This window comes from Kitasatospora sp. NPDC023385 (assembly GCF_055664045.1).
Map to the genome: position 1 here is coordinate 18,067 of NZ_JBVOOL010000026.1, position 26,531 is coordinate 44,597.

Sequence of the window (26,531 nt, forward strand, 5' to 3'; positions counted from 1 at the left end):
CGTTGTCTTGAGCACCAGGACCACTGTGATCACGGGCATCGGCAGCCTGGTCACCAACGACCCCGGGCAGGGCGTCGGGCCGCTCGGCCTGCTGACCGACGCGGCCGTGGTGGTCGAGGGTGACACCGTCGCCTGGGTCGGCCCGGCGGCGCAGGCCCCGGCCGCGGACGAGCGCTTCGACGCCGAGGGCCGGGCGCTGCTGCCCGGCTTCGTCGACTCGCACGCCCACCTGGTGTTCGCGGGCGACCGCACCGCCGAGTTCAACGCCCGGATGTCCGGGCAGTCGTACACGGCGGGCGGCATCCGTACGACGGTGGCGGCCACGAGGGCGGCGAGTGACGCCGAACTGGACGCGAACGTGGCCCGGTTCGTTCGGGAGGCGCTGCGTCAGGGCACCACCACCGTCGAGTGCAAGTCCGGCTACGGGCTGACGGTCGAGGACGAGGCCCGGGCCCTGCGGATCGCCTCGCGGCACACCCCGGAGACCACCTACCTGGGCGCGCACGTGGTCGCTCCCGAGTACGCAGAGGACCCGGCGGGGTATGTGGACCTGGTCACCGGCGAGATGCTGGACGCCTGTGCGCCGCATGCCCGTTGGGTGGATGTGTTCTGCGAGAAGGGCGCCTTCGACGGCGACCAGGCGCGGGCCGTCCTGACGGCGGGGATCGAGCGCGGCCTCACGCCCCGGGTGCACGCCAACCAGCTGACGTACGGGCCGGGCGTGCAGCTCGCGGTGGAGCTGGGGGCCGCCTCGGCGGACCACTGCACCCACCTGACGGACGAGGACGTGGCGGCGCTGGCGGGTTCGGCGACGGTCGCGACCCTGCTGCCGGGGGCAGAGTTCTCGACGCGGGCGGAGTACCCGAGCGGGCGCCGGCTGCTGGACGCGGGCGCGGTGGTGGCGCTCTCGACGGACTGCAACCCGGGCTCGAGCTTTACGAGTTCGATGGCGTTCTGCATCGCAGTGGCGGTGCGGGAGATGGGCATGACGCCGGACGAAGCGGTCTGGGCCGCGACGGCGGGCGGCGCCCGCGCACTGCGGCGCAGTGACGTGGGGACGGTCGCAGTGGGGGCGCGGGCGGACCTGCTGCTGCTGGACGCGCCCTCGCACGTGCACCTGGCGTACCGCCCGGGCGTGCCGCTGACGGCGGCCGTCTGGCGGGCGGGCGTTCGGGAGGTCTGAGCCCCGGACTGTGCCCCCCGCGCCCCCGGGGTGGCGGGCGCGGGGGCTTCGCGAGAGCGGCCCGCTCCCTGCACACGGGGAGCGGGCCGCTTCGGCGTGCCGGTCAGCCGAAGGGCAGGACCTGGGTGCTGCCACCGGCCAGGATGCGCTGGTACTCGTCCCCGCCGTCGAGTGAGCGGTAGTTGACCACCGGATCGCCGGCCCGCACGAGGGCGGTCGCACATCCGAGGCACCAGGGCTGTGGCGGCTGCACGTCGAGATCGTCGATCACCGCAGGAGCGGAGCACTGCGTGCAGTCCGCCATCGCGTCCTCCCCGGGGGTCAGGCCCAGGTGGAGCCGCACGTGGTGCAGCCCCATCGGCCGTCCATGGTCTGGTAGGTGGCGCCCGATCCGCAGACCGGGCAGGTGCGGGCGCTCGGCTCGTCGACCCGCTCCAGCAGCGTACTGGGCGTCGAGGTGGTGGTGGGCTCGATCTCGGTGACGGGCTCGTCGAGCAGGATGGTACTCATGGCGTCTCCCCTCGGGATGGAGTGGCAGAGATGCGCCGGCCGGGCATCACCAGGGAACCCGGCTGCGGTCCAGATGTGGATGCCGTCAGGGGGCTCCCGCACGCCGTGTGCGCGCCCCGCACACCCCGTGCGTGCCCTGCCTGGAGATGTCCTCCTGTCGATACGGTTGCCACTCCACGCAGTCGAAGGGCGACACCGTGTCACGTCAACGTCAGCTTGGGGCGCTCATCAGGGCCGCTCGGTGTGCACGGCGGATGACTCAGGCCCGGCTGGGCCGCGCGTGCGGCTACTCGGCGTCGGCGATCAGCCGGGTTGAGGCGGGCACGCTCCGGCCAACCGAGCAGGCGCTGATGCAGATCGCCCAGGTCTTAGACCTCCCGCTTGACGCCATTGGCCTGGGCCGACCGGCTACGCTGGCAGCGGATGTGACTCAGGATCAGGAGGACGCCATGCTCCGCAGGCAGCTGCTCGTGGCTGGCATGGCGGCAGCTGGGGCGTCAATGCTTCCATCCGCCTCCGTCGCTGCCGCGCGCCCGGATGCATCAGCCCGGATCGTTGGGGCCCTGTATAAGCCCGAACCCTCTGAACCCACGTCGTTGCAGCAGCTCGAGGCGTCGCTGATCTCGGCACGCGCGCAGTTCACGGCGGCCCGCTACCGACACCTCGGCGACTTCCTGCCCGGCTTGTTGGGCTCGGCGCAGGCGACCCGCGAGGCACTGTCCGGCCGGTCCCGCGAGGAGGCCCATGGGTGTGTGGCCCGGGCCTGGGTGCTGGCGACGGAGCTCGCGTTGAAGGCTCACTCCGACGTCGCGTGGCCGGCAGCAGACCGGGCTCTGGCTGCGGCTCAGGCCAGCGGCGATCCGGTGGTGCACGGGGAGGCAGCTCGGGTTCTGGCGATCACGATGCGGCGTTCAGGACGCCCGGCCGCCGCCGTCGATCTCCTGCGTCGCACCGCTGACTCGCTCTCCCAGGACCGAAGCGACGTGTCCTGGGCTGTGGCGGCGACTCTGCTGATGACGTCCGCCTACACGGCTGCCTGCCGGCAGCACCGAGGCGACGCCCTCGACCTCATGTCGGGCGCGGCGGAGGCGGTCGGCCGGGTGACCAGCGCCAGGTTTCGGCCGAGCACCCCGCTGTTCACCGTCGACGCCACCAGCGCGCAGTTGGACCTCTACTGGATTGGCGTACACACGGCGCTGGGAACCCCCGATGAGGGGGTGCCGTACGCGGCGCGGATCGCGCCGGGACAGCTGCCGACCGCCGAGCGCCGGGCCCGGTATGGCACAGACTGCGCGCGCATGTGGCATCACCTCGGCGACCACCGCAAGACGTTCGCCGCGCTGCGGTTCACCGAGCAGGTCGCCCCGGAGGAGGTGCGTCGGCCGGCTCTGCGGGCACTCACAGCGGATCTGCTGTACGCGCCGGTCACCGTGGTCGGCGTGCGGGAGCTTGCCGCACGCACGGGTGTCTCATAGGGGGCGGCGGACCCTTGCGAGGAAGACACTGCTGTGGCGCTCGGGGATGTGCAGGACCCGGCGGGCGGAACGCCGGCCGAGACTCCTGCATGGGGGTATGCGAGTCCCTGGCAGCACCAGGGGCTACCCAGCGGCGGCCTCTTGCGGGGAGCAAGAGGCCGCCGGAACGATTAGCTCAGGGAGTGGTGGTGAGGTGGTCGAACTCGCCGGCCTTGGCGCCCTGGAGGAAGTCTGCGAGGTTGAGGCGGGTGGTTCGGACGATGACCTCACCCTCATCGGACTCGCGCACTTCGACCAGCCCATCAAGAGCGCGCACCTCAACGCAGTTGTTGTTCGCCTCACTGAAGCTGGACTTCTGCCAGTCGGTGCTATTCATATCTGCCGTTCATTTCCTTCATGATCGAGCGAATGTGATCTCGGGACTCGTTCTCGGGGAGCGCGACGGCCTTGATGCGCTCCAAGATTGCGCGGTAGCCCGCCAGCTGGGCAGGCGAATCGAAGATGTGGGATCCATGAGACGAGTCGGACTGCACTGTGTCCAGTTCTGGCACCGGTCCCTCCGCGTAGAGCAGGTTCTCACTGGGGCCGGGGAAGTTGGCTGTCGTGAAGGGCACGACTCGCAGTGAGACGTTCGGGAGTTCGGAATCCCGGACGAGGGAATCCAGCTGTTCCTTGAGCACTGCCGGCCCGCCGTACTGGATGTGCAACGCCGCTTCATGAACGAGCGCCGTGTACGGCGTTTCACCGGACCGGATGATCTGCTGCCTCCGCAGTCGGAACTTCACTCTGCGATCGACCTCTCGATCGGGAAGAGATGTGAACCCTGTCGCGACCACCGCAGTTGCATACGTGTTCGTCTGGAGCAGGCCCGGGATGATGCCGATGGTGAAGCTCGTGAGGCTCTTCGCGCGTCCTTCGATCTCCGCGACATCGATTGGGGCGGCCGCGAGCGCTGTTCGATACTCATCCCACCAGGCCGAGTCCCGCTCCCTGGCCATGTCGGCGAGCGCTTCGACCAGCGGGGCATTGGCGCACATGCAGGCTTCCGCGATCTCGTGCAGGCGAGCCACACTGACGGCCGACTTTCCGACCTCCATCTGACTCACCAGGGCGGGAGTCACCCCGAGCAGCCTGGCGAGGTGGCTGCCGCCGAAGCCGGCCTGCTCTCTCATCCTTCGCAGTTCTGCACCGAGCCGTCGCTGACGAAGGGTGGGGATCCGAAGTGCCATGGCGTCCTCTCTGCTGGTGCAGAGGCCAGTGTGCCGCGCCAGCCACCGAAGGAGCTATCCGGGCTCGTTCCCTCGTGCGGAGGAACCTTCTCTCGTTCGGCTTTAATTAAAGAGCGGATGCGCTACCGTCGTATCAGCTCGATCCGACGGATCGTCAGTAACTCGTGCGTCCAGGGCAGTAGGCGCCTGCTGCCCGCGTGCCGAAGAGCAGCCGCTGGCCCCGGCCTGGTTCACGGTGACGACCGTCATCACCTCATCCCACACCACAGCCTCACGGAGGTTCCCGTGTGCATCCGTAACACCCCCTCGCTCACCCTCTCCAAGCTGGCCCTGCGGGACGCCATGACCCGCAGCGGCTGGGACGCCGACACCATCTTCAACGCCGAACTCGCCCTCTGCGAGCTCATCGTCAACGCCTGGCGGCACGGCGACACCCCCGCACCGATCGTCTGGTTCTCCGTCCTCGACCGCACGCTCCGGGTCACCGTCTCCGACGAGAGCGACGCGCTTCCCCAGCCGCGAACGTCCGCCGGCCTTGCCGAGACCGGGCGGGGCCTCCAGCTGGTGGAGGGCCTCACCCACCGCTGGGGCGTCGACCCCCAGAAGCGCGGCAAGACCACCTGGTACGAGCTGGACTCCCTCGCGTGACCCGCGACCCCGTCGCGCCGGACGACCCCCGGATGTCCGACTACACCGCGCCCCACATCACCTCCCTCCTCGGTGAATTGCACCGGATCGGCATGCCGTACGGGCTGCTCTGGGGCTCCGCCTCGGCCGGCGAGACCACCCTCGACGGCCGCATCCTGGTCGACTTCGGGAACGCGCCGGTCAGCACTCTGCTCAACCTCTTCCACCTGCTCCGCGACCTGGAGCGGGACGAGGCGTGGCACCGGTGAGGTTCTTCGCCCCTGTGGCCCTCGGCGCCATCCCGACCCTCAAGATGCCCCTCCACGCGCCCCGCCCGAAGGATCGCGACCAGCGGCACTGGAACACGCGAAGGCCCTCACCCGCCCAGGGCGAGGGCCGCGCGGGCGGCCGTACGAGGCCGGCGGACTGACCGACATCGCGCGGTAGGCGGTCTGGGCTGATTCCGTCGGGCGAGGTCAACTAGCAGTGCCGCCTTGATCCTTCGGGGTTCATGCGGCTTTGAGCGGGTTGCCAAGACGAAGGTGGCGCTCGACGATGCCGGCGAGGGGAACCCCGCACCGCGTGGCATACTCCCGGCGGATTACTCCGGTACCTCCCGGGGCCTACGAACGACACCAGAATGCTTACATCCACGGGCCGATTCGATACGGAGCCGCGGAACCTAGCGTCGATCCCATGAAATGCAATCGCCGTATCAGCGCCGTCGCGGCGCTGGCGCTCGCCGCCCTCGTCACCGGAACCGGCGCCGGGTTCGCCGCCACGGCCACACCGTCGGCCACACCGGTGGCCACGCACGCGTTCGCCGCCGCACCGGCCACGACCACGGCCACCGCGCCCGCGCCGTCCTTCCAAGGCACGCTCCCCGCGCCGACCGGCCCCTACGCCGCCGGCGAGGACGTCATCCACCTCACCGACGCGAGCCGTCCCGACCCGTGGGTGCCGTCCTCCGGCCCCCGCCAACTGACCGTCACGATGGTCTACCCGGCCGTTCCCGGGACCGGGACGCCGGCCCCTTACATGACCCTCGCCGAGGCAGCCGGACACATCGAGCGCGGGAAGATACCGGCGAGCTCCGGCATCACCCCGCAGAACCTTTCCAGCATCACCACTCACGCCTTCGACCGCGCGCGGCCGCAACGCGGCAAGTATCCGCTGGTGGTCCTCTCACCCGGGTTCGGCGACCCGCGCATGGTGCTCACCTCGCTCGCGACCGACCTGGCCAGTCACGGCTACGTCGTCGCGCTCGTCGGCCACACCCACGAGGACAGCGGCGAGACGCTGGCGAACGGCCAGACGCCGCCGTGCGCGATCTGCGATGACCCGAACCTCGACATGGACACGGTCACCGCCGGCCGCGCGCTGGACGTGTCCTTCGTGATCGACCAGTTGACGCATGGCAATGCCGCGTGGCGCCTGGCACACCTCATCGACAAGCACGAGATCGGCATGGCCGGGCACTCCATCGGCGGAGCGGCGGCCGCCACCACGATGATCGCCGACCCGCGAGTACGGGCCGGCGTGAACATGGACGGCACCTTCTTCCCGGCCCCGATGCCCGGCCGGATCAACCGGCCGTTCCTCATGCTGGGTGCGGACGCCTACCACTCGGCCGGCGGTGGTGGCGACAACTGGGGGCCGTCCTGGGCCGCCCTCGGCGGCTACAAGAAGTGGCTGGCGGTCACCGGCGCCAACCACCCCAGCTTCACCGACGTGGACCTGCTCGAGGAGGAGGCCGGGTTCCCGACGCCGCCCCTCGACCCCGAACGTGGAATCGTGATCACCCGTGAGTACGTGACGGCGTTCTTCAACCAGACGCTGAAGGGGATCCACAGTCCGCTGCTGGACGGCCCCTCGCCGAACAATCCGGAAGTACTCTTCCAGCACTAGTGCAGCGCCGCGTTGACCCTTCGGGGGTTCAAGCGGCTTCGAGTGGGCTGCCGTCGTAGGTCCGGCGGTAGGGCTTGGCGTCGTGTTCGTCGTGGGCCGGCCTGCCCTACCGTCTACGCGGCACGAGTCCGGTGTCGAAGGCGATGATCGCCAGGTGGACGCGGTCCCGGGCCTCGAGCTTGGCGAACAGACGCGCGACATGGGTCTTCGCGGTCGCCGCGCTGATCACCAGCCGCTCCGCTATCTCAGCGTTCGACAGTCCCTGTCCGACCAGTGCCAGTACCTCGCGCTCCCGGTCGGTGATCCCCGCGATGGGACTCGAGTCCGCGGCGGGCTCGGCGTCCGGTGCGGGGGCCGCGGGGGTGGACGTTCCGGCGGCCGCGGGGCCGGACGTTCCGGCGAAGTCCGCGATCAGCCGTCGGGTCACGCTCGGCGCGAGCAACGCCTCGCCGGCCGCCACCACGCGGATCGCGTCCAGGATGGCGTCCAGGGCCATGCTCTTGAGCAGGAAGCCGCTGGCGCCGGCGCGCAGAGCGCCGTAGACGTACTCGTCGTCGTCGAAGGTCGTCAGCACCAGCACCTTGGGCGGGTCCGGTTCGGCGGTCGCCTGCCGGGTCGCCTCGATCCCGTCCATGCCCGGCATCCGGATGTCCATCACCACGACGTCCGGCCGCAGTTCACGCACCAGGCGCACCGCCTCGCGGCCGTCGCCGGCCTCGCCGACCACCTCCAGGCCGTCGGTGCTGCCGATCAGGATCCCGAGTCCGACCAGCATCAGCGGCTGGTCGTCGACCAGCAGCACCCGCACGCTCATGCCGGGAGCCTCGCCGTCACCCGGAACCCGCCCTCCGGACGCCGGCCCGCGCTGAACTGGCCGGACAGCAGCGACACCCGCTCGCGCATGCCGAGCAGGCCGAAGCCGCTCCCGCCGGCCGCCGCCGAGGGCCTCGGACGGCCGGGCCCGCCGGGACCGTCGTCCCCGTCGTCCACCACCTCGATCGTCACTCCTTCCGGCTCGTAACCCACCGCGACCCGGCACGTCCGCGCACCGGAATGCCGCACCACGTTGGTCACCGACTCCTGGACGATCCGGAACGCCGACAGCTCGATCTCAGGCGGCAGTGGACGCCGCTCGCCCTGCCAGGCCACGTGGACCCGCACCCCGGCGTCGGCCGTGCGTTCGGCGAGCCGCGGGATATCGGCCAGGCTGCCGGCCGGCGCCAGCGGAGCGGCCGCCGGCATGGCGTCGTCCGGCTCGGCGCGGCGGAGCGCCCCGAGCATGCGCTGCAGCCCGAGCAGCGTCTCCCGGCTGGTGGTCTCGATGCCGGTCAGCGCCTGCCGCGCCTGCTCGGGCTTGGTGTCCACGACCCGCGCCGCCGCTCCCGACAGCACCGTGATGATCCCGATGCTGTGCGCGACACTGTCGTGCAGTTCGCGGGCGATCCGCAGCCGCTCGGTCACGACGGCGCGGGCCGCCCTCTGCTCGTGCAGGGCTTCGAGGTATTCACGGCGTTTGCGATACGCCCCCGCGAAGACCCACGCGACCGCGAACCAGAACGCGAGCCCCCCGGCCCACTGGGCCGCGTCGCCGACGGACTGCCCGGGGGCGTGGATGTCGTAGACGAACACGGCCGCGACGCCCGCGACGGAGCCGACGGCGACGGCAGCCTTCGGCCGCCGGACGGCGAGGTACCCACCCAAGGCGACGAGCAGGACGAACACGATCCAGGGCCGCACGCCGAAGAAGTCGCCGAGGACCGATTCGCCCAGGATCACCACGAAGACCGCCGCCGGCAGACGGCGCACCAGCAGAACCGGAAGGGCGAGCACGACGCACAGACCCATCAGCTGGATCTGGAAGGGCCCGAGGTCGGGAAACCGGAACAGGCCGACGTGGTGCGGAACCTGAGCGATCGACCAGCCGAGCATCACCGCGTAGAAGCAGGTGGTGGCCGGCACCACGGCCGGTGACGTCAGCCAGGTCACGCGCTTCGAGGTCGAGAGACGCCGGAGAAGCTCTTCCATGCGGAGATCGTATTCAGCGGCGTCGGCTCCGCGCGTCGCCCCGGGGATGTACGCGGGGTACACCCCCGGGCCGAGGGCCTGGGGAACCGTGACATCCGCCGGCCGACGCGACGGATCACGCCCTGTTCGTAGGTTCGAGAACATGACGAATGCGCCGATGACCGACGTTCGCGAGGCGAAGAGGAAACACGATGACGGCCCGGACCGGCAGCCCGCGCAGCATCGGCGCCGTTTTCCTTGCCGGTGGCCCGAGTTGGCGCTCATCGGCTGCGGAGTCGCCGTACTCGCCTGGGCGTTCGTGCTCTGCACCGCCCTGCCGTCCATGGCGACTGCTGCGCACTGGTCGGCCGCCTGGGCCGGGTTGGACGTCATGGAGGCGCTCGGCTTCATCGCCACCGGGGTCCTGGCGGCTCGTGGCGATCTCCGACGGGTCCTGTCTGCCGCGGCCACGTCGACGCTGTTGCTGGTCGACTCCTGGCTCGACCTGATGACAGCGGGGTCTGGCCGCGATTTCGCCGTGGCGCTGGCCATGGCGTGCTTCGGCGAACTGCCGCTTGCGGTGGTCTGTGCGGTCCTCGCCTGGCGACCGCTCCGCGTTCCGACACCAACCGTCGATCACTGGAAGACAGAGGACCCTCGATCATGAATCTTCGTCCTGCGCTCGGTCGGCCCGGAGCGCGTTGGGGGTTGACCGCGGCGGCGGCCGGCACCGCGGCCTTGTCCTGGTGGATGCTGGACTCCGCCCCCTATCCGTACGCGCAGCGCCGGCTGCTCGATCTGCCCTTGCCGCTGCTCAGCCAGGGGCGGCTCGATTCGATGCTGGAGTTGCGCCATGGCGAGCGGGTCCTGGAGGTCGGACCGGGTACGGGCCTGCAGGCTCTGCGGACCGCCCCGCAACTGGGCCCTGACGGTCGACTGGACATCGTCGATATCCAGCAGGAGATGCTCGACCACGTGATGACCCGGGCCGCACAGCGCGGCCTCACCAACATCGCGCCGACCCAGGCGGACGCCCACCACCTGCCGTTCGAGGACTCCGTGTTCGACGCCGCCTACCTGGTGACGGCCCTGGGCGAGATCCCGCAGCCGGAGGTGACGCTGACGGAGCTGAAGCGGGTGGTCAAGCCGACTGGGAGGATCGTGGTGGGCGAGTTCTTCGACCGCCACCAGGTGCGGCGCGCCACCCTGGCTCGCCATGCCAATGCGGTAGGGCTCCACGTGACCCGGCTGATCGGCCCGCCGTTCTCCTACTACGCCCAGCTGGTGCCATGCCGACCGGGCGGGTCAGGGGGCCGCTGACGGCTGCCTGCACCGGTCCTCCCGAATGCGCTTCGGACCCGAAGCCGCAGGCAATAGCCGATGGTCAGTCAGTTGAGCTCCGTGCTGACCGTCGGCGTGGGTCCGGCGTGGGTGGGTGAGCCGGTCTCCCGGCGGGCAGCGGTTACGTCGAAAGGCAGACCGGTTCCGCTACTTGGCGCAGGAAGTCGGGCCGGCCGACTTCCTGCGCGTTCAAGTGTTTTCTATGTGCCGACCAGATGGGCAGTGCGCTGATCACTCCCGCCCAACGAGCGCCGCAGGAAGCCGAGTTCGTGCCACAGCAGGTGCTCCACCACCGCCTCGTCGGTCGGTCGGTGCCCGGTGGCCCGCAGTGGCAGTACCTCGTGCGGGCGGCCGGCGGCGAGTAGGGCGTTGGAGAGTCGCAGGGTGTGGACGGGGAAGACGTTGTCGTCGGCCAGGCCCTGGATGAGCAGCAGTGGTCGGCTCAGCTTCGCCGCCTCCGCGATGAGCGAGCCGTCGTCGTAGTGCTCGGGGTGGTCGTCGGGGTGGCCGAGGAAGCGTTCCTGCCAGTGGGTGTTGTAGAGCCGGTGGTCGGTGGGGGCGGCCCCGGCCGAGGCGGCGTGGAAGACGTCCGGGCGGCGCAGCACCGCGAGGGCGGCGAGGTAGCCGCCGTACGACCAGCCGCGGATGCCCACCCGGGCGAGGTCGAGCAGTCCGGGCCGCTGCCGGGCGGTCTCGTGCAGGCCCTCGATCTGGTCCTCCAGCGCGGGCCCCGCCTTGTCGCCGTACACGCTCTTCTCCCAGCGGGGCGCGCGCCCGGGGGTGCCGCGGCCGTCCACCACCAGCACCGCGAAGCCCTGGTCGGCGAACCACTGGGACACCTGCTCGTGCCAGACGCCACCGGTGGTGGCCTTCTGCATGGCGGGCCCGGCGTACGGGTCGAGCAGGACGGGCAGCGGGCCGTCCGCCGGGCGGTGACCGGTGGGCAGGAAGAGGTTGGCGCGCAGATCGCGCGGGCCGAGCCGGAGCAGCTCCGGACGCGCGTCGAGGGCCGGCGGCAGCGCGTACGAGGCGAGCGGGAGCGCCGGGCGGCCCTCGCGCAGGACCGTGGTGCGGCCGGACGGGAAGCCCTCGCAGCGGCTGGTGAGCACCAGCGTGCCGCCGCGCCGCATGCCGGTGTGCAGGCCCGGGCCGCTGCTCAGCTTCCGTAGGCCGACGTCCGGTGCGTACGTCCAGAGGTGGGTCTCGGTGGGCTCGTCGGAGGCGGTGAACAGCACCTGTTCGCCGTCCGTGCCGTGCACCTCGCGCAGGTGCAGTCCGGCCGGGGTGACGGGCTTGCCGTCGACGGTCAGGTGTCGGGTGTCGCCGAGGTCGGCGGAGCCGACCAGCGCGCCCCCGGCGGTGCGGACCGGCAGGCCGGGGACGAGTTCGACCCAGTGCTCGTCGCGCTGCTCGTCGAGCGCGCGGGTGGTGCCGTCCGGCTCGATCGCCAGGGTGCGGACGGTGCGCTGGTCGCGGCTCTGCACGGCGGCGTACGGGCCGTGGCCGTCCCACCCGGCGGCGGTGAGGTACTCGAAGGCGGCACGGTCCCAGCGGACCTCGGTACGGCCGCCGTCCAGGCCGTCCAAGCCGTCCAGGCCGTCCAGGCCGAGCAGCCACAGCGAGACGTCGGCGTTGGCGGTGCCGGCCAGCGGGTAGCGGATCGCGCGCGGCGGTCGGTGGGGGTCGGCGGGGTCGGCGAGGAACACCGTCGTGACCGGACGCTGGTCGACCCGGGCGACGAGCAGCGCGCTGCCGTCGGGGGACCACCAGTGGCCGCGGGTGCGGTACATCTCCTCGGCGGCGACGTACTCGGCGAGCCCGTAGGTGACGTCCGCGGCCTCGGGTTCGGCGAGCGCCCGGTCGTCGGTGCCGTCGACGGAGACCACCCGCAGGCCGCCGGCCGTGACGTAGGCGATCCGGCGGCCGGTCGGGTCGAGTCGGGGGTCCTCCGGCGCACCGGTGGTCGGGACGGCGCGGACGGTGCCCGCGGCGGTGTCGGCGAGCCACAGCGTGCCGTCCAGCGCGAAGGCCGCGCGGTGCCCGTCGGCGTCGGTGCTGAACGCGGTGATACCGGTGGCGGCGCCCAGGGCGGCCGGGTCGGCGATCAGCCGCTCGTCGCCGGTGGCGGTGTCCAGCGCCCAGAGGCAGTCCACCGGGTCGGTGCCGCCCCGGCTGCGCAGGAACAGGACGGTGGTGCCGTCGGCGGACGGCTGTGGCCGGCCGGGGGCGCCGAGGGTGAACCGTCGGGTGCGGGCGAGCCGGCGTGGCAGGGAGTCGGTCATGCCCGGCACCGTAGGCAGAAAACGGCCGGGGCCGCCGTGGATCTCAGGAATCCACGGCGGCCCCGGAGCAGTGAGCCGATCGTCAGCGCGTGAGCGCGTCGGGGGGTCGGTGCGTCAGTGCACGTCGCCCATGAGCTTGACGACCTTCTTGCGGTACATCGCCAGCGCGATGCCGGCGAGGATCGCCATGGCGCCCTGGACCGCGAAGTACGCGGTGCCTCCGACCACGTTGTCGCCCAGCACCAGCTGGAAGATCGCGGCGACGCAGTCACCCGCGGTGACGGCGAGGAACCAGACGCCCATCATCTGGCTGGCGTACTTGGCGGGCGCCAGCTTGGTGGTGACGGACAGGCCGACGGGGGAGAGGGTGAGCTCGCCGACCGTCTGGACGAGGTAGACCACGGCCAGCCACAGCGGGGTGACCTTGGCGCCGCCGGAGGCGGCGGCCATCGCCAGCATCATGACGAAGAAGGACGCGCCGATCATCAGCAGACCGAAGGCGAACTTCATGGTGGTGCTGGGGTTCTTCGACCGGCGGGCCAGCGCGACCCAGATCCAGGCGAAGACCGGGGCCAGCGCCATGATGTACAGCGGGTTGAGCGACTGGAACCAGCTCGACGGGAAGTCGAACCCGAGCAGCGTCGAGGCCGTGTGGTCGTTGGCGAAGACGTTCAGCGTCGAGCCGGACTGGTCGTAGATCATCCAGAACACGGCGGCGGCGACGAAGAACCAGATGTAGCCGCTCATCCTGGACTGCTCGGCGGTGTCGAGGTCCTTGTCGCGCTTCACCTTGGCGAAGACGAAGACCGGGATCGCCAGGCCGGCGATGGACAGCGGCCAGATCGCCCAGTTGATGGTGAAGTGGCCGGTGAAGCCGACGATCGCGTAGAACGCGGCGGCGACCGCCAGCCAGATGCCGGCCTTGGTGAAGATCGCGCGCTTCTCGGCCGGGCTGATCGGCGAGGTGACGACGCTGCTCTTCGGGCTCAGGTGGCGGGTGCCCAGCAGGAACTGGAGCAGGCCGAGGGCCATGCCGATGCCGGCCAGGGCGAAGCCCAGGTGCCAGTCGACCTGCTGGCCGACGGTGCCGACGACCAGCGGGGCGACGAAGGCGCCGAGGTTGATGCCCATGTAGAAGATCGTGAACCCGCCGTCGCGGCGGGGGTCGTTCGGGCCGTCGTAGAGGTGGCCGACCATCGTGGAGATGTTGGCCTTGAGCAGACCCGAGCCGACCGCGATGAAGACCAGGCCGACGAAGAACGAGGCGCTGACCGGGACGGCCAGCAGGAAGTGGCCGATCATGATGATCGCGCCACCGAGTGCGACGGTCTTGCGGGCGCCGAGGAAGCGGTCGGCGATCCAGCCGCCCGGGAGGGCCAGCAGGTACACCATGGCCGTGTAGACGCTGTACACGGCGGAGGCGACGGCCATCTTCATGCCGAGGCCGCCGTCGGTGACGGAGGCGGTCATGTAGAGCACCAGCAGGGCACGCATGCCGTAGTAGCTGAAGCGCTCCCACATCTCGCTCATGAAGAGAGTGGCGAGTCCTCGGGGGTGGCCGAGGAAGGTCTTGCCGCTGGGAGAGGCCGACGTGACGTCGGCGTCCAGGGTCGTAGACGCCATGAGTAGTGGTTCCTTGCCTGACAGCGTTCGCCTAGGGGGGTGGCGGCGGACGTGGACGAAACCACTCTACGTGGCGGTATTTGGATCTATCAGATGACAAAAGCCACGAATCAGGTATGGGAATGGCAAAGAGATCAACAGATCTTATCGATTAATCCATGGCAGATCGCTCGGTCTTCCTTCGTATTCAAGATCCACGGGGGGATTCTTCGCTGAACGGGCGGCCTGCAACGCCGTGTTGAGTCCAGCCGGATGCCTGTATAACGATCACAGTCTGTGAACTACCTCACAGGGCGTACGGGCTTATCCCGGCGGACTACCATCACCACATGACCTGTGTGCTGCTTGCCGAGGACGATCCGGCGATCTCCGAACCCCTCGCCCGGGCCCTGCGACGCGAGGGCTATGAGGTGCTCGTCCGCGAGGACGGTCCGACCGCACTGGCCGCCGGCCTCACCGAGGAGGTCGACCTCGTCGTCCTCGACCTCGGACTGCCCGAGATGGACGGCCTGGAGGTCTGCCGCCGCCTGCGCGCCGACGGCAAGAGCTGCCCCGTCCTGGTGCTCACCGCCCGCGCCGACGAGGTGGACACGGTGGTCGGCCTCGACGCCGGCGCCGACGACTACGTCACCAAGCCCTTCCGCCTCGCCGAACTGCTCGCCCGCGTCCGGGCCCTGCTCCGGCGCGGCAACGTCGACCAGCTCACCACCGGCGCGCACGGCGTGAAGATCGACATCGAGTCCCACCGCGCCTGGCTCGGCGACGAGGAGCTCACCCTCTCCGCCAAGGAGTTCGAGCTGCTGCGCGTCCTCGTCCGCGACGCCGGCCGGGTGGTCACCCGCGAGGAGATCATGCGGCAGGTCTGGGACACCACCTGGTGGACCTCCACCAAGACCCTGGACATGCACATCTCCTGGCTCCGCAAGAAGCTCGGCGACGACGCGGCCAACCCGCGCTACATCGCCACCGTGCGCGGGGTGGGATTCCGGTTCGAGAAGAATTAGCCCCGCACGGAGATCGGGACCGGCCACGGCCGGCTAAGCGGAACACCTCGGGGAGCGGCAGCGTGAAACGCCGGATGATCAACTCGCTGCTGGGCGTCGTCCTGGTGGTGGTCGTGGTGTTCTGCGTGCCGCTCGCCCTGGTCGAGAAGCGCACCATCGTCAACTCGGCCCAGGACCGGGTGGACGCGGCCGCCGTCCGGGTGCTCGCCCTGGTCGAGAGCCGGATCGCGGCCGGCGAGTCGGTCACCGAGGCGCGGGCCTTCGAGAGCCAGGTCACCGAGGGCAGCTACGTCGAGGTGCAGGTCCCCGGCCAGCAGGTCGTCTCGGCCGGCGAGCGCCCGGCCGGCAACCACCTGCTGAAGGCCGTCGAACGCGGCAACAGCGGCGAGACCGTCACCGTCGAACAGTCCCGCGCGGACGTCGACCACGAGATCGCCAACAACCTGCTGCTGCTCGGCGTCGTCGCCCTGCTCGCCGTCCAGGCCGCCGTCGCCCTCGCCGTCTGGCAGGCCAAACGGCTCGCCCGGCCGCTCACCGACCTCGCCGAGACCGCCGAACGGCTCGGCTCCGGAGACCCCCGCCCGCGCGACCGCCGCTACGGGGTGCCCGAACTCGACCGGGTCGCCGAGGTGCTGGACACCAGTGCCGAACGGATCGCCCGGATGCTCACCGCCGAGCGCCGGCTCGCCGCCGACGCCTCGCACCAGCTGCGCACCCCGCTCACCGCGCTCTCCATGCGGCTGGAGGAGATCACCGCCCTCGCCGAGGACCCGGAGACGGTCAAGGAGGAGGCCACCATCGCCCTCCAGCAGGTCGAGCGGCTCACCGACGTCGTCCAGCGGCTGCTCACCACCCAGCGCGACCCGCGCAGCCCCACCGCCGTCGCCTTCGACCTCGACGAGGTGATCAAGCAGCAGGTGGAGGAGTGGGGGCCGACACTGCGCGAGAAGGGCCGGGTGCTGTCCCTGGAGGGCTTGCGCGGGATCACGGCGGTCGGCACCCCGGGGACGGTCGCCCAGGTGCTGGCCACCCTGATCGAGAACTCCCTGATGCACGGCGCCGGGACGATCACGCTGCGGATCCGGCCGTCCGGTACGTCGGTGGTGGTCGAGGTGCAGGACCAGGGCGCCGGCGTGCCGACGGACCTCGGCAACCGGGTCTTCGAACGCGCGGTCAGCGGCCGCAACTCCACCGGCATCGGCCTCGCCGTCGCCCGCGACCTCGCGGAGGCGGACGGCGGGCGGCTCGAACTGCTCTCGCTGAAGCCGGCGGTGTTCGCCCTCTTCCTCGGGCGCAGCCACGAGGACTGAGGACCGAGGACCCTCGGAAACCGACCGCCCCGGCCCCGGCCCTGGCCCTGGCCCCGGCTCCGGCTCCGGCCGCTAGACGAGCTGCATGTCGCGGATCACGTCGAGGTCGGTGAAGGTCGGCGGCGCGTCGCAGAGCGCCACCATCTCGCGGAAGATCCGGTCGGTCTCGGGCAGTTCGGAGTTGCGCATCGCCTCCTCGTAGGAGGGGAACTCCACGACCTCCACCACGTGCCTGGGATCGGAACGGTCGGTGCCGACCAGGGCGTGGGAGGCCGTACGCCTGCCCCGGGTCGCCTCGACCCAGGCGTCCATCAGCCGGTTGAGGTCGTCGAGCCGGTCGGTCCTGCAGTCGATGATCTGGACGAACGCCATGGCGAGCCTCCTGGACCCCCTCGGCAGTGATCGTTCGCAGCCGTGCCCGCCCTCGGTAACCCGCCCTCGGTAACCACTGTCCTCCGGTGGCGGCGGACGCGGCAAGCCCGGGAAACCGCGCCGTCCGACGCGCCGGGGCCGTTCGGTAGGGGGCCGTCCGGTGCGTGGGGGCCGGCCTGTCCGGTCCTGGCCTAGCGGACCCGCTCGGCGACCGGCACCAGGCCGGCCTGGGCGCCCGGCTCCTGGCGGTCGCCGGTGCCCGCCGCCTGCTGCGCGGGCAGCTCGACCGGCTCCGGTGCGGACTTGAACACCCAGGTGCGGTACGAGACGAAGCGGAACACGGTGGCCACGGCGAGGCCGATCACCTTGGCGCCCAGCTGCTCGTAGTGCGAGTCCAGCTTCAGCACGTACACCGAGAAGCCGAGCACGCCGGTCTCGATCAGCATGCCGATGCCGCTGTAGACCAGGAAGAGCGTGATCTCCCGCTTGCGGGAGGCGGCGTCGCGGTCCCGGTACAGCCAGTAGCGGTAGCCCAGGTAGTTGGTCGCGATGGCGATCAGCGTCGCGGCGATGTTGGAGCGCAGCGAGGCCAGGTGCAGGCCGTTGATGCAGACCCAGAAGACGGCGAAGTTGACCACCACGCCGCTCAGGCCGACGATGCCGAACTTCACGACTTCACCCGTGAGTCCGCGCAGTTTCTGCGCGACTCGGGACTTCGACGCTGCGGTCGTCGCCATACCGGACTGCCTCCATTGTGCCTACGGGACGAAAGGGCTGGGCGCGGCGGTGCGGCCGCCCCTTGAGCCCTGCGTGCACGCACATGATCAGACCGCGTAGACCAGGACCTGGCCGTCCAGGCTACCCGCTTCCATCGAACGGCCGAGCCGCTTGAATCCTGGGTTAATGTCTACGCGCGTCCGATCCCGAGCGGCCACCGGCGGCTCCACCGCCCCCACCGGCCCGGATATCCTGGCCAGGTGACTTCCCCGGGCAATGTGAATTTTCCAGTGGTGGGCATGATCGGTGGCGGGCAGCTGGCCCGCATGGCACACCAGGCGGGAATCCCGCTCGGGGTCAGGTTCAAACTCCTCGCCGACACGCCCCAGGACTCCGCCGCACAGGTGGTCTCCGACGTCGTCCTCGGCGACTACCGCGACCTCGACACCCTGCGCCGCTTCGCCGCGGGCTGCGACGTCGTCACCTTCGACCACGAGCACGTCCCCACCGAGCACCTGCGCGCCCTGGAGGCCGACGGCATCGCCGTCCGCCCCGGCCCCGACGCGCTCGTCAACGCCCAGGACAAGGGCGTGATGCGGGCCAAGCTGGACTCCATCGGCGTGCCCTGCCCCCGGCACCGGATCGTCGCCGACCCGGCCGACGTGACCGCCTTCGCGTATGAGCTCGAGGGGGGCCAGGGCGAAGCCCTGTCGGCCGAGGGCGGGGGTGGGCGACGGGCGGGCGGCTATCCCGTCGTCCTCAAGACCGTCCGCGGCGGCTACGACGGCAAGGGCGTCTGGGTCGTCCACGACGAGGAGGAGGCACAGGCCCCGTTCCTCGCGGGCGTCCCCGTGCTGGCCGAGGAGAAGGTCGACTTCGTCCGCGAACTCGCCGCCAACGTCGTCCGCTCGCCCAGCGGCCAGGCCGTCGCCTACCCGGTGGTGGAGAGCGTCCAGGAGAACGGCGTCTGCGCCGAGGTCACCGCCCCCGCGCCCGACCTCGACCCGGCCCTCTCCGACGAAGCCCAGCAGCTCGCCCTGCGGATCGCCGGCGACCTCGGCATCACCGGCCACCTCGCCGTCGAGCTGTTCCAGACCCGCGACGGCCGCATCCTGGTCAACGAACTCGCCATGCGCCCGCACAACTCCGGCCACTGGACCCAGGACGGCGCGGTCACCTCCCAGTTCGAGAACCACCTGCGGGCCGTCCTCGACCTCCCGCTCGGCGACCCCCGGCCGCGCGCCAGGTGGACCGTCATGGTCAACGTCCTCGGCGGCGACTACCCGGACATGTACCACGCCTTCCTGCACTGCATGGCCCGCGACCCCGGGCTGCGGATCCACATGTACGGGAAGGACGTGAAGCCCGGCCGCAAGGTCGGCCACGTCAACGTCTTCGGGGACGACCTCGAAGACGTCCGCGAGCGCGCCCGCCACGCGGCCGCCTACCTGCGAGGAACGATCACCGAATGAGCTCCGCTGCTCCCGTCGTCGGCATCGTCATGGGGTCGGACTCCGACTGGCCCGTGATGGAGGCCGCCGCCCAGGCCCTCGACGAGTTCGAGATCCCGTACGAGGTGGACGTCGTCTCCGCCCACCGGATGCCGCGCGAGATGGTCGCGTACGGCGAGAACGCCCACCGGCGCGGACTGAAGGCGATCATCGCGGGCGCCGGCGGCGCCGCCCACCTGCCCGGCATGCTCGCCTCGGTCACCCCGCTGCCGGTGATCGGCGTGCCAGTGCCGCTGCGCTACCTCGACGGCATGGACAGCCTGCTGTCGATCGTCCAGATGCCGGCCGGCGTACCGGTCGCGACCGTCTCGGTGGCCGGCGCGCGCAACGCCGGCCTGCTCGCCGTCCGGATCCTCGCCGCGTTCGACCCCGAACTCACCGAGAAGATGGCCGACTTCCAGGCCGAACTGAACAACCAGGCCACCGAGAAGGGCAAGAAGCTCCGGGCCAAGGTGGCCGGTTCCTCCTCCTTCGGCTTCGGCAAGTAACCCCGTTGGTGGGGGTGGGGTAGAACAGCCCGTATGACTTCTCGGACGGACTCCCCCACCCCGCTGGACCGCGCCCGCGCCCTGCTGCGTACCACCCCCGTGGTGGACGGGCACAACGACCTGCCCTGGGCGATGCGCGAGCAGGCCGGGTACGACCTCGGCGCGCTCGACCTCGCCGCCGACCAGAGCGACCGCCTGCACACCGACCTCGCCCGGCTCGCGGAAGGCGGGGTCGGTGCGCAGTTCTGGTCGGTCTACGTCCCCTCCTCCCTGGCCGGCGACCACGCGGTCAGCGCCACCCTGGAACAGATCGACTTCGTCCACGCCCTGGTCGAGCGCTACCCCGACCGGCTCCGCCTGGCCCGTACCGCCGCGGACATCGAGGCCGCCCGCGCGGAGGGCCGGATCGCCTCCCTGATGGGCGCCGAGGGCGGCCACTCCATCGACTGCTCGCTGGCCACCCTGCGGGCCCTGTACGAACTCGGCGTGCGGTACCTGACGCTCACCCACAACGACAACGTGCCGTGGGCCGACTCCGCGACCGACGAACCGGCCGCCGGCGGGCTGACCCGGTTCGGCGAGGAGGTCGTCCGCGAGATGAACCGGCTCGGCATGCTGGTCGACCTCTCGCACGTCTCCGCCGACACCATGCGGGACGCCCTGCGGGTCACCGAGGCGCCGGTCATCTTCTCGCACTCCTCCGCCCGCGCCGTCTGCGACCACCCGCGCAACATCCCGGACGACGTGCTCGCCCAACTGCCCGCCAACGGCGGCGTGGCGATGGCCACCTTCGTCCCCAAGTTCATCCTGCCTGCCGCCATCGACTGGACGCTGGCCGCCGACGAGAACATGCGCGCCCACGGCTTCCACCCGCTCGACACCACCCCGCCGGCCATGGAACGCCAGCGCGCCTTCGAAGCCGCCCACCCGCGCCCGATCGCCACCCCGGCCACCGTCGCCGACCACCTCGACCACATGCGCGAAGTCGCCGGCGTCGACCACATCGGCATCGGCGGCGACTTCGACGGCACCGCCTTCCTGCCCGACGGCCTCGACTCGGTGGCCGGCTACCCCAACCTGGTCGCCGAACTCCTGCGGCGCCACTGGTCCGAGACCGACCTGGCCAAGCTCACCTGGCACAACGCCGTCCGCGTCCTGCGCGACGCCGAATCGGCGGCCGCCACGCTGCGCGCCGGCCGCCGCCCGTCCATCGCCACCATCGCCCAGCTGGACGGCGGCAACTCGTGAGCCTCTGAACGGCGGGAACTCCGGGGGCCCTACGCCAGCAGCGGGATCTCGATGGCCGGGCACCTGTTCATCACCATGGCCAGCCCGGCCTCCCGGGTCCGCTGGTACGCGGCCTCGTCCACCACGCCGAGCTGGAACCAGACCGCCTTCGCCCCGATCGCCACCGCCTGGTCCGCCACCTCCCCGGCGAGCGCACTGTTCACGAACACATCCACCACATCGACCGGGAACGGGACTTCGGCGAGCGAGGCGTAGCCCTGCTCGCCCAGGACCGTCTCGGCCTTCGGGTGCACGGGGACGACGCGCTTGCCGTAGCGCTGCAGGACCCGGGCCACGCCGTAGGCGGCCCTGGCGGTGTTGGTGGACAGGCCGACCACCGCCCAGGTGTCCCCGGTGGCGGTGAGGATCTCGCGGACCGTCGCGTCGTCGCCGTAGCTCGTCATGCCGGTACCAACGACGCGTACGGCCCCGGGATTCCGGGCGGGATCAGACGTCGGAGGCTTCGAGGGCGACCCGGGCCGTCCTGTCGCCGGTGTAGGTGGCCCTCAGGTGGAGGACCGTGGCCTGTCCGCCCGGGCGCGCCGCGTTCGTCTCGTGTCCGTTGCCGAAGTCCAGGCCGTCGGCCCCATCGCGGTCCAGCCGTACCCGGGGGAAGGCGGCGGCCAGGCGCTGGGCAAGTTCGGCCCGGGGCATCGTGAACTCGGCCGTGTAGCCGCGGTCCTGCCAGCCGCCGTTGTCCCGGCAGGCGGGCTCGGTGGCCTGCGCTGGCAGTGACCCGCCCGCGAACGCCATCACCTCCGAGCAGCCGACGCCGGAGGGGCTGCCGTCCCAGGTGCTCAGCGCCCAGCCCGCGTAGGCGAGGGGCGAGAGGACGGCGGCGGCCGCCGCGGTGCCGATCAGCCACGTGAACCGTTTGCGCATGACGAATCCCCCGGTCTCCGCGAGCGTCGCGAGGCCCGATCCTCGCACGGGGTCTGAACGTGTTCAAATACTGTCGCCCCGCCCCGGAAAACCGTACGCCCCCAGGGGAGTCCTGGGGGCGGTGCGTGAAGAGGGGGGAGGTCAGCTGGGGCGGCCGAGGGCCCGGTAGGTCCAGCCGGCGGCGCGCCAGGCGTCGGCGTCCAGGACGTTGCGGCCGTCGAGGAGGCGGCGTTCGGCGACCACGGCGCCGAGTTCGGCCGGGTCCAGCTCGCGGAACTCGGCCCACTCGGTGAGGTGGAGGACGACGTGGGCGCCCTCGGCGGCCTCCAGGGCGGAGCCGGCGTAGGTGAGCGAGGGGAACATCTTGCGGGCGTTGTCCACGGCCTTCGGGTCGTAGACGGTCACCTGGGCGCCCTGCAGCTGGATCTGCGCGGCGACGTTGAGGGCGGGGGAGTCCCGGATGTCGTCCGAGTTGGGCTTGAACGCGGCGCCCAGGACGGCGACCCGGCGGCCCAGGAAGCCGCCGTCGCACTGCTCGCGGGCCAGCTCCACCATCCGGGAGCGGCGGCGCATGTTGATCGAGTCGACCTCGCGCAGGAAGGTCAGTGCCTGGTCGGCGCCGAGTTCGCCGGCCCGGGCCATGAACGCGCGGATGTCCTTGGGCAGGCAGCCGCCGCCGAAGCCGAGCCCGGAGTTGAGGAACCTGCCGCCGATCCGCTCGTCGTAGGCCAGCGCCTTGCTGAGCTGGGTGACGTCCGCGCCGGCCGCCTCGCAGACCTCGGCCATCGCGTTGATGAACGAGATCTTCGTGGCGAGGAAGGAGTTGGCGGCCGCCTTGACCAGTTCGGCGGTCGCGTAGTCGGTGACCATGAACGGCACCCCGGCCGCGATCGGCTCGGCGTACACCTCGCGCAACAGCCGCTCGGACCGCTCGCTCTGCGTGCCGACCACGATCCGGTCCGGCCGCAGGGTGTCCTGGACGGCGAAGCCCTCGCGCAGGAACTCCGGGTTCCAGGCGAGCTCGGCGCCCGCGCCGACCGGCGCCAGCGCGGCCAGCCGCTCGGCCAGCCGCCCCGCCGAGCCGACCGGGACGGTGGACTTGCCGACCACCAGGACAGGCCGGGTCAGGTACGGCGCGAGGTCGTCGATCGCGGTGTCGACGTACGACATGTCGGCGGCGAACTCGCCCTTGCGCTGCGGAGTGTTGACACAGACGAAGTGCACGTCGCCGAACTCGGCGGCCTCCTGGACGGAGGTGGTGAAGCGCAGCCGCCCGGTGGAGCCCTCGTGCCCGGCCACGTGCTTGAGCAGCAGCTCGGACAGCCCCGGCTCGTACATCGGGACGCGGCCGGCGGTGAGCATGGCGATCTTGTCGGGGTCGATGTCCAGGCCCAGCACCTCGAAGCCGAATTCGGCCATCGCCGCGGCATGTGTGGCGCCGAGGTAACCGGTGCCGATCACGGAGATGCGGAGGGTCACGGGTGCTCCCTGGATGCGGACTCGACCGGTACGGACGTCCCCGATGCTATCCGCCCCGCGCCGGCGTGCAGGGATCACCCGCGCGCCCGGCCCGCTGGGCACTCGCAGGTGGGCGACCCAGGATTTCTACTGAACGGTAGTTAACCGCGGGTCCGGCATCAAACGGACCGGATCGATCGGAACGGTTCGGGCCGGCCGGTTCGGTCCGACCGGATGATCGGTGCGGAGGATACGGGTTTCGCGACGGCGATGAAGACGTTGGACCGCACCCGGCCCCCGGCCGCGACCCCCGCGCCGGGGGCCGTTCGTCGTCCGGCACCGAAACATCCTGGACGGATCCGCCCGTCCGATGACATAAATGATCGTCAACTTCCCCGCGCAGCAAGACGATCACGGGAGATCACGGATCATGGGCAGCACACCCGAGCAGCACCCCGCCGGCAAGGTCTGGCTGATCACCGGCGCCAACTCCGGCTTCGGCCAGGCGATCGCCGAGGCCGCCCTGGCCGCCGGCGACACCGTCGTCGCGGCCGCCCGGCGCCCCGAGACGCTGGCGGAGTCGGCCGCCGCGCACCCCGGGCGGCTGTTCCCGGTCGGGCTGGACGTGACCGACCAGGAGCGGGCGGCCGCCGTGGTCGCCGAGACCGTGCAGCGGCACGGGCGGATCGACGTCCTGGTGAACAACGCCGGCCGCGGCCTGGTCGGCGCCGTCGAGGAGTACACCGACGGCGAGTTGCGGGACCTGATGGACCTGCACTTCTTCGGTCCGGCCGCCCTCGTCCGGGCCGTGCTGCCGCACATGCGGGCGCAGGGCTCGGGTGCGGTGGTGCAGATGAGCAGCATGGGCGGCCGGTTCACCTTCCCCGGCGTGGGCGCCTACTCGGCCACCAAGTTCGCGCTGGAGGGGCTGTCCGAGGCGCTGGCCCAGGAGGTCGCCGGGTTCGGGATCAAGGTGCTGATCGTCGAACCGGGCGCGTTCCGGACCGGCTTCGCGGGCGGCGGCGCGCTCGCCCACGCCACCCCGATCGACGCGTACGAGCCGGTGGTCGGCCCGGTCCGCACCGGCCTGCCGGACAGCGACGGCAAGCAGCCCGGCGACCCGGCGAGGGCAGCAGCGGCGATCCTCGCCGCCCTGGACGCCGAGCGGACCCCGCTGCGGCTCGCGCTCGGCAGCGACGCCGTGGACGCCGTCCTGGCCACCCTCGACGGTGCGCGGCAGGAGGCGGAGACCTGGGCGGCGGTCGGCCGCGGCACCGACTTCCCGGCCGGGGCCTGACGGCAGGCCGCCCCGGGGCCTGAGAGCGTCCTGGGCCTGGGGCCGTCCCCTGGTCTCAGGACGGCCCCGGGCCTGAGGGTGGCCCCGGCCCGGGAAAACCGGACGACGGCGGGCAGCGGCGCTCCGTAGGCTGCCCGCCATGTCCTCCGAGCTCAGCCTGGCCGCCATCACCCCCGAGAACCTCGACGCCGCCCTCGCCCTGCGGGTGCGTCCCGACCAGGAGGGCCTGGTCGCGCCGGTGGTGAAGTCGCTGGCCGAGGCCTACGCGCACGGGGAGACGGCCTGGCCCCGACTGATTCTGGACGGCGAGCGGCCGGTCGGCTTCGTGATGGCCTTCTTCGACATCCGCTTCCGCCCGGAGCGGCCCGACGACCGGCCCCGCTCCGGCCTCTGGCGCCTGCTGATCGACGCCGGGCGCCAGGGCGGGGGCTACGGCCGCTTCGCCGTCGAGCAGGTCTGCGCGGAGATCCGCCGCCGGGGCGGCACCCGCGCCACGGTCACCTACGTCCCCGGCCCGGACGGCCCGGCGGAGTTCTACGCACGCCTGGGCTTCCGCCCGACCGGCGAGCTGAGCGGCGACCAGACCGTGGCGGAGCTGGAGCTGTAGACCCGGCAATCCGTGGAGCCCTGGAGCCCTGGCGTCCCGGAGGCCGGAGCCCGGGCGGTCAGCCGATCAGCGCCGCCGCCTGCTCCCGCGCCTGGCGCAGCCACTCGGCGCGCTCGGCGGCGGAGGCGTCGGTGACCGTGCGGAACACCGTCCGCCGTACGTCGGTGACGCCGACGTACGGCAGCACGCAGGCCGCCCAGATCCGCTCCAGCGGGTCCTGGAACTCCTCGCGCTCCCGGGCCTCGGGGGTGTCCGAGGTGTTCAGCACCAGGGCCCGCCCGGCCCGGAGCAGCCCGGCCGGTTCGCCGTCGGCCGTACCCAGCTTGTACGCGACGCCGGGGACCAGCACCCGCTGCACCCAGCCGGCCAGGACGGCGGGCGGCATGCCCCACCAGTTGGGGTGGATCAGCACGAGCCCGTCCAGGGTGGCCACCTCGGCGCGGTGCAGGGCGAGTTGGGGGTCGGCGGACTGGCCTGCCGCGGCCACCGTGCCGGTTTCCCCGGCGGTCAGCAGCGGACTGAAGCCCTCCGCGTAGAGGTCGTGCGCCCGTACCTCGCAGCCGCGCCCCCGCAGTTCGTCCACCACGGCTTCGTACAGCGCGTGGTTGAAGCTGCCCGGTCGCGGATGCGCCAGGTAGACCCCGATCGTGCCGCTCATGGTCCGTTCCCCTTCGGCTGGTTGGCGTTGGCGATGCTACGACCCGGGGAGGCCGGGCCGGGGCCCGGGTAGGGTGCCGGACCATGACCGAGCCGGAATTCCTCACCACCACCAGGGCGTTCTACGACACCATCGCCACCGAGTACAGCGACCGCTTCCGGGACGCGATGGACACCATGCCGACGGACCGGGCGATCCTGGCGCTCTTCGCCGACCTGGTCCGGGCCGAGCGCGCGGACGCCAGAACGGCCGAACTCGGCTGCGGCCCCGGCCGGGTGACCGGACACCTGCACCGGCTCGGGCTGGACGTGTGCGGGATCGACCTCTCGCCGCGGATGATCGAGCTGGCTCGGGCGGCCTGCCCGGAGGTGCCGTTCAGCGTCGGCTCGCTCTTCGACCTCCCGTTCCAGGACGGCGGGTTGACCGGCGTGGTGGCCTGGTACTCGATCATCCACACCCCGGCGGAGCGCCTTCCGGAGGTGTTCGCCGAGTTCGCGCGGGTGCTCGCCCCGGGCGGCTACCTGCTGCTCGCCTTCCAGGTCGGCGACGAGCCCCTGCGCCTGGAGGAGGCGTTCGGCCACCAGGTCGCGCTGGACTTCCGCCGGCTGCGGCCGGAGCGCGTCGAGGAGTTGGCCCGCGCGGCCGGCCTGCCGGTGACCAGCCGTACGGTCCGTGAGCCGGACGGCGAGGAGAAGACCCCGCAGGCGTACGTGCTGGCCCGCAAGCCGAAGGCCTGAGCCCCGGATGGCTGGAAGGCT

The 26,531-nt window shown here is 71.5% G+C and carries 28 protein-coding genes and 1 pseudogene; 15 read left to right on the plus strand and 14 right to left on the minus strand.

What is annotated here, in order from left to right; all coding sequences use genetic code 11:
• Window positions 1-7: 7 nt before the first annotated feature.
• On the plus strand, window positions 8-1,183 hold the full coding sequence (hutI, locus tag AC0B61_RS29935; RefSeq protein ID WP_471744468.1) for an imidazolonepropionase: 1,176 nt from the start codon (window positions 8-10) through the stop codon (window positions 1,181-1,183).
• Between the two features lie 103 nt (window positions 1,184-1,286).
• Here hutI and AC0B61_RS29940 read toward each other — a convergent pair whose 3' ends face one another.
• Entirely contained in the window at window positions 1,287-1,541 is a 255-nt protein-coding gene (locus AC0B61_RS29940) for a hypothetical protein (RefSeq protein WP_471744470.1), read from the minus strand.
• On the minus strand, window positions 1,505-1,693 hold the full coding sequence (locus AC0B61_RS29945; protein ID WP_471744472.1) for a hypothetical protein: 189 nt from the start codon (window positions 1,691-1,693) through the stop codon (window positions 1,505-1,507). Before AC0B61_RS29945 ends, AC0B61_RS29940 begins: the two co-directional genes overlap by 37 nt.
• 146 nt (window positions 1,694-1,839) lie before the next feature.
• Between AC0B61_RS29945 and AC0B61_RS29950 the strand changes: the two genes are divergently transcribed.
• Window positions 1,840-3,168: a helix-turn-helix domain-containing protein gene (locus AC0B61_RS29950; protein ID WP_471744582.1), complete on the plus strand. Its 1,329-nt coding sequence runs from the start codon at window positions 1,840-1,842 to the stop codon at window positions 3,166-3,168.
• Between the two features lie 175 nt (window positions 3,169-3,343).
• Here the strand turns inward: AC0B61_RS29950 and AC0B61_RS29955 are convergent, their stop codons facing one another.
• Window positions 3,344-3,544, minus strand: a complete 201-nt coding sequence (locus tag AC0B61_RS29955; protein WP_471744474.1) for a DUF397 domain-containing protein — start codon at window positions 3,542-3,544, stop codon at window positions 3,344-3,346.
• Complete coding sequence (locus AC0B61_RS29960; protein ID WP_471744476.1) at window positions 3,537-4,397, minus strand: helix-turn-helix domain-containing protein; 861 nt, start codon at window positions 4,395-4,397, stop codon at window positions 3,537-3,539. The genes AC0B61_RS29955 and AC0B61_RS29960 overlap by 8 nt, the downstream gene beginning before the upstream one ends.
• 285 nt (window positions 4,398-4,682) lie before the next feature.
• Here AC0B61_RS29960 and AC0B61_RS29965 point away from each other — a divergent pair, with 285 nt between their 5' ends.
• The 3 genes from AC0B61_RS29965 (at window position 4,683) to AC0B61_RS29975 (ending at window position 6,932) form a co-directional block, all read left to right on the plus strand.
• Window positions 4,683-5,045 carry an ATP-binding protein gene (locus tag AC0B61_RS29965; RefSeq protein ID WP_471744478.1) on the plus strand — a complete coding sequence of 121 codons (363 nt, stop codon included), beginning with the start codon at window positions 4,683-4,685 and terminating at the stop codon, window positions 5,043-5,045.
• Complete coding sequence (locus tag AC0B61_RS29970) at window positions 5,042-5,293, plus strand: hypothetical protein (RefSeq protein ID WP_471744480.1); 252 nt, start codon at window positions 5,042-5,044, stop codon at window positions 5,291-5,293. The genes AC0B61_RS29965 and AC0B61_RS29970 overlap by 4 nt, the downstream gene beginning before the upstream one ends.
• Window positions 5,294-5,720: 427 nt before the next feature.
• Window positions 5,721-6,932 carry an alpha/beta hydrolase family protein gene (locus AC0B61_RS29975; RefSeq protein ID WP_471744482.1) on the plus strand — a complete coding sequence of 404 codons (1,212 nt, stop codon included), beginning with the start codon at window positions 5,721-5,723 and terminating at the stop codon, window positions 6,930-6,932.
• Between the two features lie 106 nt (window positions 6,933-7,038).
• Here AC0B61_RS29975 and AC0B61_RS29980 read toward each other — a convergent pair whose 3' ends face one another.
• Together AC0B61_RS29980 and AC0B61_RS29985 are read right to left on the minus strand one after the other, a co-directional pair.
• Window positions 7,039-7,746: a response regulator gene (locus AC0B61_RS29980; protein WP_471744484.1), complete on the minus strand. Its 708-nt coding sequence runs from the start codon at window positions 7,744-7,746 to the stop codon at window positions 7,039-7,041.
• On the minus strand, window positions 7,743-8,957 hold the full coding sequence (locus AC0B61_RS29985) for a sensor histidine kinase (RefSeq protein WP_471744486.1): 1,215 nt from the start codon (window positions 8,955-8,957) through the stop codon (window positions 7,743-7,745). The genes AC0B61_RS29980 and AC0B61_RS29985 overlap by 4 nt, the downstream gene beginning before the upstream one ends.
• Before the next feature lie 142 nt (window positions 8,958-9,099).
• On the opposite strand from AC0B61_RS29985, the gene AC0B61_RS29990 reads away from it, so the two are divergent.
• Together AC0B61_RS29990 and AC0B61_RS29995 are read left to right on the plus strand one after the other, a co-directional pair.
• Window positions 9,100-9,603 carry a hypothetical protein gene (locus tag AC0B61_RS29990; protein WP_471744488.1) on the plus strand — a complete coding sequence of 168 codons (504 nt, stop codon included), beginning with the start codon at window positions 9,100-9,102 and terminating at the stop codon, window positions 9,601-9,603.
• Window positions 9,600-10,256, plus strand: coding sequence for a class I SAM-dependent methyltransferase (locus AC0B61_RS29995; RefSeq protein WP_471744490.1), 657 nt, complete (start codon window positions 9,600-9,602; stop codon window positions 10,254-10,256). The genes AC0B61_RS29990 and AC0B61_RS29995 overlap by 4 nt, the downstream gene beginning before the upstream one ends.
• Window positions 10,257-10,477: 221 nt before the next feature.
• Here the strand turns inward: AC0B61_RS29995 and AC0B61_RS30000 are convergent, their stop codons facing one another.
• Both AC0B61_RS30000 and AC0B61_RS30005 read right to left on the minus strand, forming a co-directional pair.
• A complete protein-coding gene (locus AC0B61_RS30000) occupies window positions 10,478-12,559 on the minus strand; it encodes a prolyl oligopeptidase family serine peptidase (protein WP_471744492.1) in 2,082 nt (693 codons plus the stop codon).
• 114 nt (window positions 12,560-12,673) lie between these two features.
• Entirely contained in the window at window positions 12,674-14,182 is a 1,509-nt protein-coding gene (locus AC0B61_RS30005; protein ID WP_471744494.1) for a peptide MFS transporter, read from the minus strand.
• A 329-nt stretch (window positions 14,183-14,511) separates the two neighbouring features.
• Between AC0B61_RS30005 and AC0B61_RS30010 the strand changes: the two genes are divergently transcribed.
• Window positions 14,512-15,186, plus strand: a complete 675-nt coding sequence (locus tag AC0B61_RS30010) for a response regulator transcription factor (RefSeq protein WP_030058577.1) — start codon at window positions 14,512-14,514, stop codon at window positions 15,184-15,186.
• Window positions 15,187-15,248: 62 nt separating this feature from the next.
• A complete protein-coding gene (locus AC0B61_RS30015; RefSeq protein ID WP_471744496.1) occupies window positions 15,249-16,496 on the plus strand; it encodes an ATP-binding protein in 1,248 nt (415 codons plus the stop codon).
• A 78-nt stretch (window positions 16,497-16,574) separates the two neighbouring features.
• On the opposite strand, the pseudogene AC0B61_RS30020 reads toward AC0B61_RS30015, so the two are convergent.
• Together AC0B61_RS30020 and AC0B61_RS30025 are read right to left on the minus strand one after the other, a co-directional pair.
• Window positions 16,575-16,868: pseudogene (locus tag AC0B61_RS30020) on the minus strand (ester cyclase); the annotation flags it as partial.
• Between the two features lie 191 nt (window positions 16,869-17,059).
• The gene (locus AC0B61_RS30025) at window positions 17,060-17,605 is read right to left on the minus strand and encodes a GtrA family protein (RefSeq protein ID WP_471744498.1); all 546 of its coding nucleotides are present in this window, start codon (window positions 17,603-17,605) and stop codon (window positions 17,060-17,062) included.
• Between the two features lie 258 nt (window positions 17,606-17,863).
• Between AC0B61_RS30025 and AC0B61_RS30030 the strand changes: the two genes are divergently transcribed.
• The 3 genes from AC0B61_RS30030 to AC0B61_RS30040 are packed head-to-tail and all read left to right on the plus strand — an operon-like array spanning window position 17,864 to window position 20,832.
• Window positions 17,864-19,057, plus strand: coding sequence for a 5-(carboxyamino)imidazole ribonucleotide synthase (locus AC0B61_RS30030; RefSeq protein WP_471744500.1), 1,194 nt, complete (start codon window positions 17,864-17,866; stop codon window positions 19,055-19,057).
• Window positions 19,054-19,584 (plus strand): 5-(carboxyamino)imidazole ribonucleotide mutase, encoded by a 531-nt coding sequence (gene purE / locus AC0B61_RS30035; protein ID WP_471744502.1) that lies wholly within the window; start codon window positions 19,054-19,056, stop codon window positions 19,582-19,584. The genes AC0B61_RS30030 and purE overlap by 4 nt, the downstream gene beginning before the upstream one ends.
• Before the next feature lie 33 nt (window positions 19,585-19,617).
• Entirely contained in the window at window positions 19,618-20,832 is a 1,215-nt protein-coding gene (locus AC0B61_RS30040; protein WP_471744504.1) for a dipeptidase, read from the plus strand.
• A gap of 29 nt (window positions 20,833-20,861) precedes the next feature.
• Here AC0B61_RS30040 and AC0B61_RS30045 read toward each other — a convergent pair whose 3' ends face one another.
• From AC0B61_RS30045 to AC0B61_RS30055, 3 genes are all read right to left on the minus strand, one after another.
• Window positions 20,862-21,275, minus strand: a complete 414-nt coding sequence (locus AC0B61_RS30045) for a CoA-binding protein (protein WP_471744506.1) — start codon at window positions 21,273-21,275, stop codon at window positions 20,862-20,864.
• Between the two features lie 43 nt (window positions 21,276-21,318).
• Window positions 21,319-21,753, minus strand: a complete 435-nt coding sequence (locus AC0B61_RS30050) for a hypothetical protein (RefSeq protein WP_471744508.1) — start codon at window positions 21,751-21,753, stop codon at window positions 21,319-21,321.
• 141 nt (window positions 21,754-21,894) lie between these two features.
• A complete protein-coding gene (locus AC0B61_RS30055) occupies window positions 21,895-23,232 on the minus strand; it encodes a UDP-glucose dehydrogenase family protein (RefSeq protein ID WP_471744510.1) in 1,338 nt (445 codons plus the stop codon).
• A gap of 409 nt (window positions 23,233-23,641) precedes the next feature.
• On the opposite strand from AC0B61_RS30055, the gene AC0B61_RS30060 reads away from it, so the two are divergent.
• Together AC0B61_RS30060 and AC0B61_RS30065 are read left to right on the plus strand one after the other, a co-directional pair.
• Entirely contained in the window at window positions 23,642-24,508 is an 867-nt protein-coding gene (locus AC0B61_RS30060) for an oxidoreductase (protein ID WP_471744512.1), read from the plus strand.
• A gap of 139 nt (window positions 24,509-24,647) precedes the next feature.
• Entirely contained in the window at window positions 24,648-25,115 is a 468-nt protein-coding gene (locus AC0B61_RS30065; RefSeq protein WP_471744514.1) for a GNAT family N-acetyltransferase, read from the plus strand.
• Between the two features lie 58 nt (window positions 25,116-25,173).
• Here the strand turns inward: AC0B61_RS30065 and AC0B61_RS30070 are convergent, their stop codons facing one another.
• Window positions 25,174-25,773 (minus strand): NAD(P)H-dependent oxidoreductase, encoded by a 600-nt coding sequence (locus AC0B61_RS30070; RefSeq protein ID WP_471744516.1) that lies wholly within the window; start codon window positions 25,771-25,773, stop codon window positions 25,174-25,176.
• An 83-nt stretch (window positions 25,774-25,856) separates the two neighbouring features.
• Between AC0B61_RS30070 and AC0B61_RS30075 the strand changes: the two genes are divergently transcribed.
• Window positions 25,857-26,510, plus strand: a complete 654-nt coding sequence (locus tag AC0B61_RS30075) for a class I SAM-dependent DNA methyltransferase (RefSeq protein ID WP_471744518.1) — start codon at window positions 25,857-25,859, stop codon at window positions 26,508-26,510.
• The last annotated feature ends 21 nt before the right edge of the window (window positions 26,511-26,531 follow it).